Origin of the sequence: Pseudomonas sp. FBF18, assembly GCF_024261405.1 — a bacterium.
Taxonomy (GTDB): domain Bacteria; phylum Pseudomonadota; class Gammaproteobacteria; order Pseudomonadales; family Pseudomonadaceae; genus Aquipseudomonas; species Aquipseudomonas palmensis.
Genome location: NZ_QKRS01000001.1, coordinates 733,961 through 747,780, shown reverse-complemented (window position 1 = coordinate 747,780; position 13,820 = coordinate 733,961). Strand labels below are relative to the sequence as shown.

15 protein-coding genes are annotated in these 13,820 nt (G+C 63.5%); 2 read left to right on the top strand and 13 right to left on the bottom strand.

What is annotated here, in order from left to right:
- Positions 1-61: 61 nt before the first annotated feature.
- The 3 genes from plsX to DN387_RS03550 are packed head-to-tail and all read right to left on the bottom strand — an operon-like array spanning position 62 to position 1,796.
- Complete coding sequence (gene plsX, locus DN387_RS03560) at positions 62-1,069, bottom strand: phosphate acyltransferase PlsX (RefSeq protein ID WP_082405766.1); 1,008 nt, start codon at positions 1,067-1,069, stop codon at positions 62-64.
- A gap of 3 nt (positions 1,070-1,072) precedes the next feature.
- A complete protein-coding gene (rpmF, locus tag DN387_RS03555) occupies positions 1,073-1,255 on the bottom strand; it encodes a 50S ribosomal protein L32 (RefSeq protein ID WP_010223221.1) in 183 nt (60 codons plus the stop codon).
- Between the two features lie 13 nt (positions 1,256-1,268).
- Positions 1,269-1,796, bottom strand: coding sequence for a YceD family protein (locus DN387_RS03550; protein WP_054915811.1), 528 nt, complete (start codon positions 1,794-1,796; stop codon positions 1,269-1,271).
- A gap of 95 nt (positions 1,797-1,891) precedes the next feature.
- Here DN387_RS03550 and DN387_RS03545 point away from each other — a divergent pair, with 95 nt between their 5' ends.
- Complete coding sequence (locus tag DN387_RS03545; protein WP_043862881.1) at positions 1,892-2,470, top strand: nucleoside triphosphate pyrophosphatase; 579 nt, start codon at positions 1,892-1,894, stop codon at positions 2,468-2,470.
- A 63-nt stretch (positions 2,471-2,533) separates the two neighbouring features.
- Here the strand turns inward: DN387_RS03545 and sppA are convergent, their stop codons facing one another.
- The 3 genes from sppA to rluC are packed head-to-tail and all read right to left on the bottom strand — an operon-like array spanning position 2,534 to position 5,147.
- The gene (sppA, locus tag DN387_RS03540; protein WP_054915812.1) at positions 2,534-3,517 is read right to left on the bottom strand and encodes a signal peptide peptidase SppA; all 984 of its coding nucleotides are present in this window, start codon (positions 3,515-3,517) and stop codon (positions 2,534-2,536) included.
- Positions 3,518-3,523: 6 nt separating this feature from the next.
- Positions 3,524-4,201, bottom strand: a complete 678-nt coding sequence (locus tag DN387_RS03535; protein ID WP_054915813.1) for an HAD-IA family hydrolase — start codon at positions 4,199-4,201, stop codon at positions 3,524-3,526.
- Positions 4,191-5,147: a 23S rRNA pseudouridine(955/2504/2580) synthase RluC gene (gene rluC, locus DN387_RS03530; protein ID WP_043862884.1), complete on the bottom strand. Its 957-nt coding sequence runs from the start codon at positions 5,145-5,147 to the stop codon at positions 4,191-4,193. Before rluC ends, DN387_RS03535 begins: the two co-directional genes overlap by 11 nt.
- 744 nt (positions 5,148-5,891) lie before the next feature.
- Here rluC and rne point away from each other — a divergent pair.
- Entirely contained in the window at positions 5,892-9,116 is a 3,225-nt protein-coding gene (gene rne, locus DN387_RS03525) for a ribonuclease E (protein ID WP_054915814.1), read from the top strand.
- A 127-nt stretch (positions 9,117-9,243) separates the two neighbouring features.
- Here the strand turns inward: rne and murB are convergent, their stop codons facing one another.
- From murB to DN387_RS03490, 7 genes are read right to left on the bottom strand one after another with little or no spacing between them, the layout of a single operon-like run.
- Positions 9,244-10,263 carry a UDP-N-acetylmuramate dehydrogenase gene (gene murB, locus DN387_RS03520; protein WP_043862886.1) on the bottom strand — a complete coding sequence of 340 codons (1,020 nt, stop codon included), beginning with the start codon at positions 10,261-10,263 and terminating at the stop codon, positions 9,244-9,246.
- Positions 10,260-10,724 (bottom strand): low molecular weight protein-tyrosine-phosphatase, encoded by a 465-nt coding sequence (locus tag DN387_RS03515; RefSeq protein ID WP_054915815.1) that lies wholly within the window; start codon positions 10,722-10,724, stop codon positions 10,260-10,262. The genes murB and DN387_RS03515 overlap by 4 nt, the downstream gene beginning before the upstream one ends.
- Positions 10,724-11,488, bottom strand: coding sequence for a 3-deoxy-manno-octulosonate cytidylyltransferase (kdsB, locus tag DN387_RS03510; protein ID WP_043862888.1), 765 nt, complete (start codon positions 11,486-11,488; stop codon positions 10,724-10,726). The genes DN387_RS03515 and kdsB overlap by 1 nt, the downstream gene beginning before the upstream one ends.
- The gene (locus DN387_RS03505) at positions 11,485-11,670 is read right to left on the bottom strand and encodes a Trm112 family protein (protein ID WP_003247142.1); all 186 of its coding nucleotides are present in this window, start codon (positions 11,668-11,670) and stop codon (positions 11,485-11,487) included. Before DN387_RS03505 ends, kdsB begins: the two co-directional genes overlap by 4 nt.
- A gap of 37 nt (positions 11,671-11,707) precedes the next feature.
- The gene (lpxK, locus tag DN387_RS03500) at positions 11,708-12,718 is read right to left on the bottom strand and encodes a tetraacyldisaccharide 4'-kinase (RefSeq protein WP_054915816.1); all 1,011 of its coding nucleotides are present in this window, start codon (positions 12,716-12,718) and stop codon (positions 11,708-11,710) included.
- A complete protein-coding gene (locus DN387_RS03495) occupies positions 12,718-13,149 on the bottom strand; it encodes a biopolymer transporter ExbD (protein WP_054915817.1) in 432 nt (143 codons plus the stop codon). The genes lpxK and DN387_RS03495 overlap by 1 nt, the downstream gene beginning before the upstream one ends.
- Positions 13,146-13,781 carry a MotA/TolQ/ExbB proton channel family protein gene (locus DN387_RS03490; protein ID WP_162484877.1) on the bottom strand — a complete coding sequence of 212 codons (636 nt, stop codon included), beginning with the start codon at positions 13,779-13,781 and terminating at the stop codon, positions 13,146-13,148. The genes DN387_RS03495 and DN387_RS03490 overlap by 4 nt, the downstream gene beginning before the upstream one ends.
- Positions 13,782-13,820 lie beyond the last annotated feature (39 nt).

Genomic DNA, 13,820 nt, shown 5'->3' with positions numbered 1-13,820 from the left:
TGACAATTGGATGGTAACGAGAACCAAGCGGTCACATTTATGCACGTCGTTGTGCCGATGCCTAAGGCAGCAGATCCTCCAGACGGCCGTGCAAGCGCTGCGGCAGGTTCTCCTGGATCTCGATCAGCGCCCGCTGTATCGCGCTCTGGAAACCCTGCACACCCGCCGAGCCATGACTCTTGATGACGATGCCCTGCAGGCCGAGAAAACTCGCGCCATTGTGGCGCGCCGGCGCAAGGTCGGCCTTCAGGCGACTGAGCAGCGGCATCGCCAGGGCCCCCACCGCCCGCGCCATCAGGCCATGCTTGAACAGCGCCTCGATGCGCCCACCGATCATGGTGGCCAACCCTTCGCTGGACTTGAGCAGGATATTACCGACAAAGCCGTCGCACACCACCACATCCGCTTCGCCACGGTACAGGCCATCGCCTTCGACAAAGCCGATGTAGTTGAGGCCGCGGGCATTTTGCAGCAGCGTCGCAGCCAGCTTGACCTGCTGGTTGCCCTTGATGTCTTCGGTACCGATGTTGAGCAGCGCCACACGCGGCCGGGAAATGCCCAGCGCTTGCGCCGCCACCGAGCCCATCACGGCGAACTGGAACAGGTGCTCGGCGCTGCAGTCGACGTTGGCCCCCAGGTCAAGCAGCTGGCAATAGCCGGTCTGGGTCGGTATGGCCGCCACCATCGCAGGCCGATCGATGCCGGGCAGGGTCTTGAGCACATAGCGCGACAACGCCATCAGCGCGCCGGTGTTGCCGGCGCTCACGCAGGCCTGCACCTTGCCATCACGCAATAGTTCGAGGGCCACGCGCATCGACGAGTCGGGCTTGCCACGCAGCGCCTGGGACGGCCGCTCGTCCATGCCGATCACTTCGCTGGCCGGCACAATATGCAGGCGCGCGCGATCCGCTGCCGACTGGCCAGCGATCAGATCTTCAAGGAGGGAGGGTTGACCGACGAGGGTCAGGTGCAGCGAGGGAGTAGCCGACAGGCAAGCAATGCTGGCCTGAACAATGCTGCGGGGACCGAAGTCCCCGCCCATTGCGTCAATCGCGATCTGAGCGGACAAGGATTACTCGTCAGCGCCCTTGTCGATCACTTTGCGACCACGGTATACGCCTTCTGGCGATACGTGGTGACGCAGGTGCACTTCACCAGTGGTTTTCTCTACGGACAGAGCGTTTTCCGAGAGAGCGTCGTGCGAACGGCGCATGTCACGGGCAGAGCGGGATTTTTTGTTCTGCTGAACAGCCATAATTGATTAACTCCTAAACGTTTGGGTCACGCTTTAACTGCGCCAATACACTGAACGGGTTGGACCGCGTTACCTCGTCCTTGCTCGGTTCGGGCTCATCGGCGCCCGCCGGCTGCTGGCATTCTTCCGGATGATGAGCAGGCACGATGGGCAAGGCGAGCAGAAGCTCTTCCTCGACCAATGCTTGCAGATCCAAAGGATCTTCGCCCAGTTCCAGCACGTCATAACCTTTCGGTAACGACTGGGTATTCGCACCCTCTTTCACCACAGCATATGTAGATTCGCTGTGGATCGGCAGGGTGACCAGCTCAAGACAACGCTGGCAAACCATCTTGACCTCGACGGTCAGAGCACTGTGGATAACCACGGTTTTCTGTTCGTCTCGCTCAAAATCGAATTTAGCCTGCACCGTACCGACATCGTCGGAAAGCGGGTCGCAGAGTCTCTCCAAATCGGCGAGTAGCAGAGTTCCTTCGAGAGAAACACCACGATCGGCCAATTTGCGCGGGTCAACGTGAGGTGGAATCGGGTCATTCAACATAGGCGCAGCATTCTAGGGATGCCCCCCGCCCCTGTCAAAGGAAATTCGGCCCCGTTCAACATGTTAGAATCGGCGCACCTGCTCAGGAGTTCATCATGCTGCCCTTGTTACTGGCTTCCAGCTCACCCTACCGGCGCGAATTGCTGGCGCGACTGCAACTGCCCTTTGCCTGGGCAGCGCCCGATATCGACGAACAGCGCATCGGCGAAGAGCCCGCCCCAGAGCTGGTCAAGCGCCTGGCCAGGCACAAGGCCGAGGCATTGGCTGCCAGCCATCCGGGGCATCTTATCATCGGCTCCGACCAGGTTGCCGTGCTGGGCGAACAGATTCTGGGCAAGCCACACACCTTCGAAAAGGCCTGCGAGCAATTGCTGGCTGCGAGCGGCAATCACGTCACCTTCCTGACCGGCGTGGCGCTGCTCAATACCCAGAGCGGCCATTGCGAGGTCGATTGCGTTCCATTTACCGTGCACATGCGCGAACTGGACCTGCCACGCATCGAACGCTACCTGCACGCCGAGCAACCCTATGACTGCGCCGGCAGCTTCAAGTGCGAAGGGCTGGGGGTGAGCCTGTTCCAAAGCACCCACGGCTGCGATGCCACCAGTCTGGTGGGACTGCCGCTGATCCGACTGGTCGACATGCTGCTCAAGGAAGGGGTGAGCATACCGTGAGGGCAAGCCAATACCAGCAATAAAAAACCGGCCATCTGGCCGGTTTTTCATTAATCAGCACACTCAGCGCAGTGCCGGCCCCTGAAAGCCCATCCACATGGCAAGGTGCTCGGCGACGCTGGCACCCAGGCGCTTGGAGAAGCGATCAAACGGCGACTCTTCGACGGTGAAATCAACCAGGGCCTTCTCCCCCACCACCTCACGCGCCACATAATCGGCATTGCCCAGGGCGTCCACCAGCCCTAGCTGCACGGCCTGCTCACCCGACCAGATCAGCCCGCTGAACAGCTCGGGATGCTCCTTGTCCTTGAGCCGCTCGCCGCGCCCCTGCTTCACACTGGCGATGAACTGCTTGTGGGTGGTGTCCAGCACACCCTGCCAGAAGGCCGTTTCGTCCGGTTTCTGCGGCTGGAATGGATCAAGGAAGGCCTTGTGCTCACCCGCCGTATAGGTACGACGCTCGACACCCAGCTTCTCCATGGTGCCGACAAAGCCGTAGCCAGCTGCCGTCACTCCAATCGAGCCCACCAGGCTGGCCTTGTCGGCATAGATCTGGTCAGCCGCACTGGCGATATAGTAGGCACCCGACGCACCCAGGTCGCTGATGACCGCGTACACCTTGACCGACGGCTTGGCGGCCTGCAGACGACGAATCTCGTCATAGATGTAGCCAGACTGCACCGGGCTGCCGCCCGGGCTGTTGATACGCAGCACCACCGCCTTGGTCTTGGCGTCGTCGAAGGCCGCACGCAGGCTGGCTATCACGTTGTCGGCGCTGGCCGGCTCCTTGTCCGCAATGATCCCGCGCACCTCGATCAGCGCCGTATGGCTCGCGCCACGGGCGGCGGTCTTGTCGATATCCATCAGCGGCGAAAACAGGGCCAGGATGCCGAACAGGTACACGAACGTCAGCAACTTGAAAAAAATACCCCAGCGCCGGGCCCGACGCTGCTCCTGCACGCCCGCCAGCAAGGTCTTCTCGAGCAGCTTCCAGCTGGTGCGCTCTTCGTTCTTTTCGGCGTCAGGCGCCTTCCACTCGTCAGTCATGCTCACCTACCCTGGAAATTCGATTGCAGCGGTTCGGCCTAGCCACGCCTGCAATTGTGAAAAGTGCTGTATGGACAACTGCGGCTCGTAAACGCTCAATGCCTCGAGCGACAGCGCCCCATGCCCCACCGCCACCGAATGCATGCCGGCATTGCGCGCCATCAGCAGGTCGAACGACGAATCGCCCACCATCAACGCACGGCTCGCCGGCACCTGGCAATGGGCCAGGATCTCCTCGAGCATGCGCGGGTGCGGCTTGCCCATGGTTTCGTCGGCAGCCCGGGTAATGTCGAAGAACGTTTCCCAGCCATTGGCCACCAGCACCCGGTCCAGGCCGCGACGCGCCTTGCCGGTAGCGACTGCCAGGCGATAGCCATCGGCCCTGAACGACTCGAGGGCCTCGACCACGCCGGGATACAACGGCGACGGCTGGGTATCCAGGGCCATATAGATGTCGGCGTAATGCTGACGAAACGCCATGACTTCAGGCTGATCCAGATGCGGGTACAGCGTGCTGATCGCCTCGGGCAGCGCCAGGCCGATGATGCCCTTGACCGCCTCGTCCGAGCACAGCGCATAGCCGGCACGCTCGGCCGAGCGATGCATCGCTTCGACGATGCGCCCGATCGAATCGGCCAGCGTGCCGTCCCAATCGAAGATCAGCAGGTCGTAATCACGGCGCACTCAAACGCTCCACGGTCTTGGCCCACATGTCGTCCACCGGCGCCTCCAGCTTCAGCTCGCCGCCATCGGGCAACGGCACGGTCAGCGCATAGGCGTGCAGGAACAGGCGCTTGCCGCCCAGCTCGCGGATCTCGCGAGTGAAATCCTCGTCGCCATACTTGCTGTCGCCGGCGATGCAATGCCCGGCATGCAGGGTATGCACGCGAATCTGGTGGGTACGGCCAGTAATCGGGCGTGCCTCGACCATGGTCGCGAAATCGCCGAAACGGCGCAGCACGCGAAACAGGGTGAGCGCCTCCTTGCCTTCGTCGTTGATTTCCACCATCCGCTCGCCGGAACGCAGGTTGCTCTTGAGCAGCGGCGCATTGACCTGCTTCTTGGCCGTGGCCCAGTGACCACGCACCAGTGCCATGTAGCGCTTGTCGACGCCGTCACCGCGCAACGCGGCATGCAGATGGCGCAACATGCTGCGCTTCTTGGCGATCATCAGCAGACCGGAGGTATCGCGATCGAGCCGATGCACCAGCTCCAGCTCCTTGGTATCCGGGCGCAACTGACGAAAGGCTTCGATCACACCGTAGTTCAGCCCGCTGCCGCCGTGCACGGCGATGCCAGCAGGCTTGTTGAGCACGATGAGGGCCTTGTCTTCGTACACGATGGCCGCTTCGAGTCGCTGAAGCAGGCCCTGTGCCAGCGGCACCGGCTCGTCACGCTCAGGCAGACGAACGGGCGGCACGCGCACGATATCGCCGGCCTGCAATTTGTACTCTGGCTTGATCCGTCCCTTGTTCACCCGCACTTCGCCTTTGCGCAAAATGCGATAAATCAAGGTCTTGGGAACGCCCTTGAGTGCAGTGATCAGGAAGTTGTCGATCCGTTGGCCGGCAAGTTCCGGCGCGACCTCGATCAGCTGGACGCCGGAGGTCGGAGGGGTAGTAGTCGTCATTTGCGAATCATAACAATTTTTTATGGATTTGAAGCACTTAATGATTGCTGCTATAGTCGCGAACGCCGCCAAAAGCGGCTGGCCAGCGGACCAATGGCTTTGAGCCGGCCCTGACCTACGCAATTCTCGAGGACGCGAGGCCGTCCGACGGGGCTTTCGCCAGTTTACAGAAGTGCCTGGAATCGCTACCAGCGCCGATGAGAGAAGACCGATAAAAAACAACAAGAGCGGTGTTTGACCCTCCTGCACGTTTTTTTTCGATGCCCACTCCTTCAGTGCAGTCGCTTTCACGCAGTCACGGCGAATGCTTCGGAAATACCAGCCTTAGCCATAGAAAGCGCGGGCTCCCGTATGGAGCTGGCGATAACTGCAACCCGTTGCGGATTCAGCGCGCGGCAGCACCCGAATTATCAGGGATACGTGTAGGGTGGAGATGCACAACCGTCGGACCGTGTAGCACTGCGTCCAGTCCACAGGCCCTCTGGCCCGCGACCGGACCCGGTCTTGATCAAGATGCCCCAGGGTGTCCACGGCCGAAGGCTGATTCCTCCTCCTGACTGAGTGCATTTGACACCACAGCTAGCAGGACGCGTCGTCGCGACTTCGGCAGCACTGGGCGACCAGTCCGACCGCAAGCCGCTGGACACGGGATGGTCCGCCACCCCTGACGCACCCTGACACCGACCGTGAGAAGTCGTGTGTGCCGAACGCCGTTTCCGGCAGCCCGGAAACCGACGGTACTACATGAAAAGAATGCTGATTAACGCGACTCAACCCGAAGAGTTGCGTGTTGCTCTGGTAGACGGCCAGCGCCTCTACGATCTGGACATCGAGTCCGGTGCACGCGAGCAGAAAAAAGCCAACATCTACAAGGGCAAGATCACCCGCATCGAGCCCAGCCTTGAAGCCGCCTTCGTCGATTTCGGCTCCGAGCGCCACGGCTTTCTGCCCCTCAAGGAAATCTCCCGCGAATACTTCAAGAAGTCGCCCGAAGGCCGGGTGAACATCAAGGAAGTGCTGAGCGAAGGCCAGGAAGTCATCGTCCAGGTCGAGAAGGAAGAGCGCGGCAACAAGGGCGCCGCCCTGACCACCTTCATCAGCCTGGCCGGTCGTTACCTGGTCCTGATGCCTAACAACCCGCGTGCCGGCGGCATCTCCCGTCGCATCGAAGGCGAAGAGCGCAACGAACTGCGCGAAGCGCTCAACGGCCTGGTTGCCCCTGCCGACATGGGCCTGATCGTTCGCACTGCCGGCCTGGGCCGCAGCAGCGAAGAGATGCAGTGGGACCTGGACTACCTGCTGCAACTGTGGACCGCCATCAAGGAAGCGTCCCTCGACCGCGCAGCGCCGTTCCTGATCTACCAGGAAAGCAACGTCATCATCCGCGCCATCCGCGACTACCTGCGCCAGGACATCGGCGAAGTGCTGATCGACAGCGTCGACGCCCAGGAAGAAGCCCTGACCTTCATCCGCCAGGTGATGCCGCAGTACGCCAGCAAGATCAAGCTGTACGAAGACAGCGTGCCGCTGTTCAACCGCTTCCAGATCGAAAGCCAGATCGAGACCGCCTTCCAGCGCGTCGTCGACCTGCCATCGGGCGGCTCGATCGTGATCGACCCGACCGAAGCCCTGGTGTCCATCGACATCAACTCGGCGCGCGCCACCAAAGGCAGCGACATCGAGGAAACCGCCCTGCAGACCAACCTGGAAGCGGCCGAGGAAATCGCCCGCCAACTGCGTCTGCGTGACATCGGCGGCCTGATCGTCATCGACTTCATCGACATGACCCCGGCCAAGAACCAGCGCGCCGTCGAAGAAAAGGTGCGCGAGTGCCTGGAAGCCGACCGTGCCCGCGTACAGGTCGGCCGCATTTCGCGCTTCGGCCTGCTGGAAATGTCCCGACAGCGCCTGCGCCCTTCCCTGGGCGAAAGCAGCGGCATCGTCTGCCCGCGCTGCAGCGGCACCGGCATCATCCGTGACGTCGAATCGCTGTCGCTGGCAATCCTGCGCCTGATCGAGGAAGAAGCCCTGAAGGATCGCACTGCCGAGGTGCGTGCCCAGGTGCCGATCCCGGTCGCCGCGTTCCTGCTCAACGAAAAACGCAACTCGATCACCAAGATCGAACTGCGCACCCGGGCGCGTATCGTCATTCTGCCGAACGACCACCTGGAAACCCCGCATTTCGAAGTGCAGCGCCTGCGCGACGACAGCCCGGAAGCCCTGAACAACCAGTCCAGCTACGAAATCGCTGCGACCGAAACCGAAGAAGTGCAACCGGCTGCCGCCACCCGCACCCTGGTTCGCCAGGAAGCCGCGGTCAAGACTGCACCGGCCCGCGCCAATGCTCCGGTACCGGCTCCGGAAGCCCCTGCTGCCCCAGCCGCCCCGGTACACGCCCTGCCAGAGCCAAGCCTGTTCAAGGGCCTGGTCAAGTCGCTGGTCAGCCTGTTCGCCGGCAAGGAAGAACCTGTGGCCGCCGCACCGGTGGTAACCGAGAAGCCTGCCACCGAGCGTCCTCAGCGCAACGAGGAGCGTCGCAACGGTCGCCAGCAGAGCCGCAACCGCAACGGTCGTCGCGATGAAGAGCGCAAGCCACGCGAAGAGCGTGCCGAGCGCGCGCCACGTGAGCCGCGTGAAGAACGCCAGCCTCGCGAAGCCCGTGAAGAGACCTCGACCCGCGAAGAACGCGCACCACGCGCCCCGCGTGAAGAACGTCAGCCTCGTGCCCCACGCGAAGACCGTCGCCCACGCGAAGATCGCCCGGTACGCGAACTGCGTGAGCCTCTGGATGCCACCCCGGCCCCGGCCGTCCGCGAAGAACGTCCTGAGCGCGCCCCGCGCGAAGAGCGTCAGCCACGTGAAGAGCGTGCACCGCGTGAAGAGCGCGCACCACGTGAAGAACGTGCCCCTCGCGAGGAGCGCGCACCGCGTCCGCCACGCGAAGAGCGTCAGCCACGCCCGGCCGAGCCGGTCGAGGATGCGGCCGAAGAGCAACTGCCAAACGAAGAGCTGCTGCAGGATGACAACCAGGAAGGCGCCGAAGGCGATCGTCCACGTCGTCGCTCGCGCGGTCAGCGTCGTCGCAGCAACCGTCGTGAGCGTCAGCGTGATGCCAACGGCAATGTGGTCGAAGGCAGCGAAGACGGCACCGAAGAAGGCGCCGAACAAGCTGGCGAACAACCTGCTGCTGCGGAAAAACGCAGCGAAGGCAATGCGCAGCCTTCGGGCGTGGAACTGGCTGCCGGCCTGGCCGTGACTGCCGCCGTTGCCACCAGCAACATCAGTGCCGACGCCGAGGCCCAGGCCAACGTTCAGGCCGAGCGTGCAACTGCCGCTGTCGATGACACCCCAGCCGTCGTGGCCGAAACGCCTTTCGAGGCCGGCACCGTCGAGCCAGTGGTTGTCGAAACCAGCACCGAGTCGAACGAAACCGTTCAACAGCCCGCTGCCGAAGAACCTGTTGCTGAACAAGCGGCCATCGCCCCTGTGATCGAACAACCGTTCGAAGCACCGGTGCAGGCAGTCGAGTCGAGCATCGAGCCTGTCGTCGAAGTTGCTCCGCAACCAGTCGAGGCCCAGATCGAGACCGAGGCCAAGGTAGAGGCCCTGGTGGAAGCACCGGCTCAAGCCCCTGAGCAGGCGCCAGCTGTCGAAGCGCCCGTCGAGGCACCTGTAGCTGCCGAGCCGGTCATCGCTCTGCCGAGCGAGCCTGAAGCGCCGCCTGCAGTCGAAGCCGAGCCGGTCATTGCCGCTGAGCCAGCACTGGTCGCCGAGGCACAGGCACCGATCGCCGAGCCTGCCGAGGTTGAGGCACCGGTCGTCACGCTGGCCAACGGCCGTGCACCGAACGACCCGCGTGAAGTGCGTCGCCGCAAGCGCGAAGCTGAAGCCGCAGCGGCCGCTGCTGCTGCTGCTGCTGCTGCCGAGCAGTCGCAGGAAGCTGCAGAAGAGCATAAACCGCTCGTCTGACGGCCATTAAAAAGCCCCGCCAGTGCAAACTGGCGGGGCTTTTTAATGCCTGCTGCCTGGTGGTGGATGTGTCACCGACAACGCCGAACCCGCAGGAATCGGCCTTGCCAGCGAACAAGTCGCCCAGTCAATACAAGTTGGGTTCCATCTCCAGCGCGACGCCGAAGCGCGCCAGCACATCAGCCTGAATCCGCTGCGCCAGCGCATGCAACTGCTTGCCACTGGCCTGCCCGTAGTTCACCAGCACCAGCGACTGCAAACGGTGCACCCCGGCATCGCCCTCGCGAAACCCCTTCCAGCCCGCCTGCTCGATCAACCACCCCGCCGCCAGCTTTACCTGACCATCGGCCTGTGGATAACCTACCGCATCCGGATACGCCTCGCGCACGCGCTGCGCCAGCTCGGCGCTCACCACCGGGTTCTTGAAGAAGCTTCCGGCATTGCCCAGCTCGGCCGGGTCTGGCAGTTTCTCGCGACGAATGCTGCAGATGGCATCGCTGACATTCTGTGCGGTCGGCTGACCGATGCCCTGCTCACTCAGCCGCTGGCGTACCGGGCCGTAGTCCAGGTGCAGGTGCTCGGCGCGATTGAGCACGAAGCGAACCCGCAGGATCAGCCAGCGCCCGGGATTACGCTTGAACACACTGTCACGGTAGGCAAAATCACACTGTTCCAGCGCAAACTCGTGCAACTGGCCGGTTTCCCGATCCAGTGCCGTCAGCCCGGCAAACACGTCCTTGATCTCCACGCCATAGGCGCCGATGTTCTGCATCGGCGCCGCCCCGACGGTACCGGGGATCAGGCTGAGGTTTTCCAGCCCCGACAGTCCCTGGGCCAGGGTCCACTGCACGAAGGGATGCCAGGGCTCACCCGCCTCTGCCTCGACCACCACGCGTTGGCCATCATCCGACAGTATCCGCACACCGACACTGGCCATGCGCAGCACCAGCGCCTGGATATCGGCAGTCAGCAGCAGGTTGCTGCCGCCACCGATCACCAGCACCGGCAGGTGCTGTTCGGCTGCGTGCGCCAGCAGCTGGCGCACTTCGTCATCGTTGTGTGCCTGGGCGAAATACTGCGCCTTCACCTCGATTCCGAAGGTGTTGTAAGGCTTGAGTGAAACCTGCGATTGCACCTGCACGCTCATAGCCGGCCCTTCAGCTCGACCACCAGCTTGCTACAAGCCAGCTCAATGAGATCAAGCACCTGTTCGAAGCCCTCTTCGCCGCCGTAGTACGGGTCGGGCACTTCATCCAGCTCACCCTCGTAGCGGCGCAGGAACAGGTCCAGTTCGGCGGTACCGGCAGACGGTTGCAGCGCCTTGAGGTGGCCAAGGTTGCTGGTGTCCATTGCCAGGATCAGGTCGTACCGGCTGAAGTCCTGCGCGCTCACCTGCTGTGCACGCTGTGCGGACAGGTCGTAGCCGCGCGCCAGCGCAGCGCGGCGGGTTCGGCTGTCGGGCGGCTTGCCCACATGCCAGTCTCCCGTACCCGCCGAGGCCACTTCGACCTGATCCTCGAGGCCTGCCAGCTTCAACTGATGGCGCAACACGCCCTCGGCCGTCGGCGAGCGGCAGATGTTGCCCAGGCATACGAACAGGACGCGCATCAGGCCTCCAGCAAGCGCCGAACGCGCTCCAGGTCTTCAGGTGTGTCGACGCCCACAGGCGGCGCCTGCAAGGCATCGGCCACGTGGATGCGCACGCCATTCCACAGCGCACGCAACTGCTCCAGCGACTCGGTCTGCTCCAGGCCGCAGGGGCCCCAGGCGACGAAGTCCTGCAACAGGCCTGCGCGATAGGCGTACATGCCGATATGCCGGCGATAAGGCACACCCGCCGGCAATTGCTCGCGGCTCTGGGCAAACGCATCACGCGCCCACGGCAAGGGCGCACGGCTGAAGGTCAGGGCCAGGCCGTTGCGGTCGGTGCTCACCTTGACCGCATTGGGGTTGAACAGCACTTCGACGTCTTCGATCGGCTCGGCCAGCGTGGCAATGCCCGCTTCAGGATGCGCCGCCAGGTTGGCCGCCACCTGGTCGATGATCGCCGGGGGAATCAACGGCTCGTCACCCTGCACATTGACCACGATCGCATCTGCCGACAGGCCCAGCTGGGTGGCGACTTCGGCCAGGCGGTCGGTGCCCGACTGATGGTCCTCACGGGTCAGCAGCACCTCGGCGCCAAACCCCTGGCATGCAGCGACGATACTCGGGTCATCGGTGGCAATCACCACGCGGGTGGCGCTGCTTCTGCGCGCCTGCTCCCAGACGTGCTGCACCATCGGCTTGCCGGCAATCGACAGCAATGGCTTGCCCGGCAGACGGGTGGAGCGCAGGCGTGCTGGAATCACAACGGTGAAATCCAGGCTCATTTGTCCAGGCGCTCGTCATCGGTCAGGGTTCGGGCTTCGCTCTCGAGCATCACCGGGATACCGTCACGAATCGGGTACGCCAGGCCGGCCCCCTTGCTGATCAGCTCGGTCTTGTCGGCGCTGAGCTTGAGCGGGCCTTTGGTGATCGGGCAAGCAAGGATGTCGAGCAATTTGGTGTCCATGGATATTCCTCAGGCCTGTGGCCGGAAAAAGAAAATGTCAGGGCTGGCGAGGCCCGGGCAGCAGACGCGCCAGCTGCGCGTCGAGCCAGGCCACGAAGGCCGGCGAAGGCAGTGCGTCGACCGCAAGATACCACCAGTCATCGGCGGCGAAAGCACGGCATTTCACCGCATCCTTCTCAGTCATGACCAGCGGCAATGACGGGGTGAAGCTCAGGGCCTGGGCGTTGTACGCCGCATGGTCGGCAAACGCATGCGGCACAGGCTGCCAGCCCAGCCCCTGCAGGGTGTTGAAAAATCGCTGAGGGTTGCCAATGCCGGCCACCGCGTGCAATGCCTGGCCCGGCGCAAAATGCTCCAGGCCTCGGCGCTCGCCGCTGCGCAGGTTGACCAGTGCCATAGGGGCCAGGGTGAAGGCAAATCCATCATCACGGTCGCTGAGGGCGCCGTTGTAGAGCACGGCGTCCACTTCATCCAGGCGCTCCACCGGCTCACGCAGCGGCCCGGCAGGCAGGCAGCGGCGATTGCCGAGGCCGCGGGCCGCGTCGATCAGCACCAGCTCGAGATCACGCGCCAGGCGGTAGTGCTGCATGCCGTCGTCGCACAGGATCAGGTCCAGCGGCTCGGCGTCGAGCAAGGCCCGCACGGCCTGGCTTCGATCGGGGTCGATCATCAGCGGCACGCCGGTGCGCTGCACGATCAGCAAGGGTTCGTCACCGGCCTGTTCGGCCGGTTGATCGGCACGCACGCGCCACGGCAGTTGCGGCGCAGTGGCCCCATAGCCTCGGCTGACCACCCCCACGCGCAGGCCGCGCTGGCGACAGTGCTCGATCAGAAACAGGATAAGCGGGGTCTTGCCGGTGCCACCCACGGTGATGTTGCCCACCACCAGCACCGGCACCGGTGCGCGATAGATGTCGCCCTGCCCGGCCAGAAAACGCTCGCGCTTGCCCCGCACCACCCGACGGTACAGGGCCTCGAGCGGGCGCAACAATACCAATGCCGGGTGGCCGGCATACCAGGCATGCAACAGGCGATCGGCAAGCGCCATCAAGGTGTCCCCTGGGCGGCCTCGACCGTGGTCATGCGCAACTGGCTGAAGCCGAGCTTGCCAGCGGCATCCATGGCGGTGACCACGGCCTGGTGCGGAGTCTTGCCGTCAGCGCTGATCGACAGCGGCATCTTGGTGTCGCCCTGTGATTCCTTCTGCAGGGCCTCGGTCAGGGTGCCCAGGTCGCTCTTGGGCAACAGGTGGTTGTTGACCGAGTACACGCCTTCGGCGCTGATGGTGATTTCCAGCTGCTTGGCCTCGGCGTCGGGCGCCGGAGCGCCGCTGACCGCCTCGGGCAGTTCGACACGCAACTGGGTTTCACGGGTGAAGGTGGTGGTCACCACGAAAAACAGCAGCAGGATGAACACCACGTCGATCAGCGAAGCGAGGTTGATGTCCACGGTCTCCCGTGGCTTGCGCCGGAATTTCACGCCTTGCCCTCGCTCAGGTCGACATCACGGTCCCCCTGGACCACTTCCACCAGCTTGATGGCCTCCTGCTCCATGCCCACCACCAGCTCATCGATGCGCCGTTGCAGGAAACGATGGAAGAATACCGCCGGGATACCCACCATCAGGCCGGCTGCCGTGGTGATCAATGCCTTGGAGATCCCCCCCGCCAATACCGAGGCATTGGTGGTCATGCCGGACCCGGTAAAGGCACTGAAGATATCGATCATGCCCAGCACGGTGCCCAGCAGGCCCAGCAGCGGCGCCATGGCCGCGATGGTGCCCAGTGCGTTGATGTAGCGCTCCAGCTCGTGGATGACACGGGCGGCGGCTTCCTCGATGCACTCCTTCATGATTTCGCGACCATGGCGGGAGTTGGCCAGGCCCGCGGCCAGGATCTCGCCCAGCGGCGAGTCGGCGCGCAGGGTCTTGAGCTTCTCGCTGGTGAGCTGTTTGTCCTTGATCCAGCGCCACACCTGGCCGAGCAGGTGCGGCGGGGTGACACGACTGGCGCGCAGGGTCCACAGGCGTTCGGCGACGATAGCCATGGCAGCGATGGAACTCAGAATGATCGGCAGCATCATCCAGCCACCGGACTTGACCAATTCCCACACAGTAGCGACCCCCTCGAAAAAGTCCGCCACTTTACCATA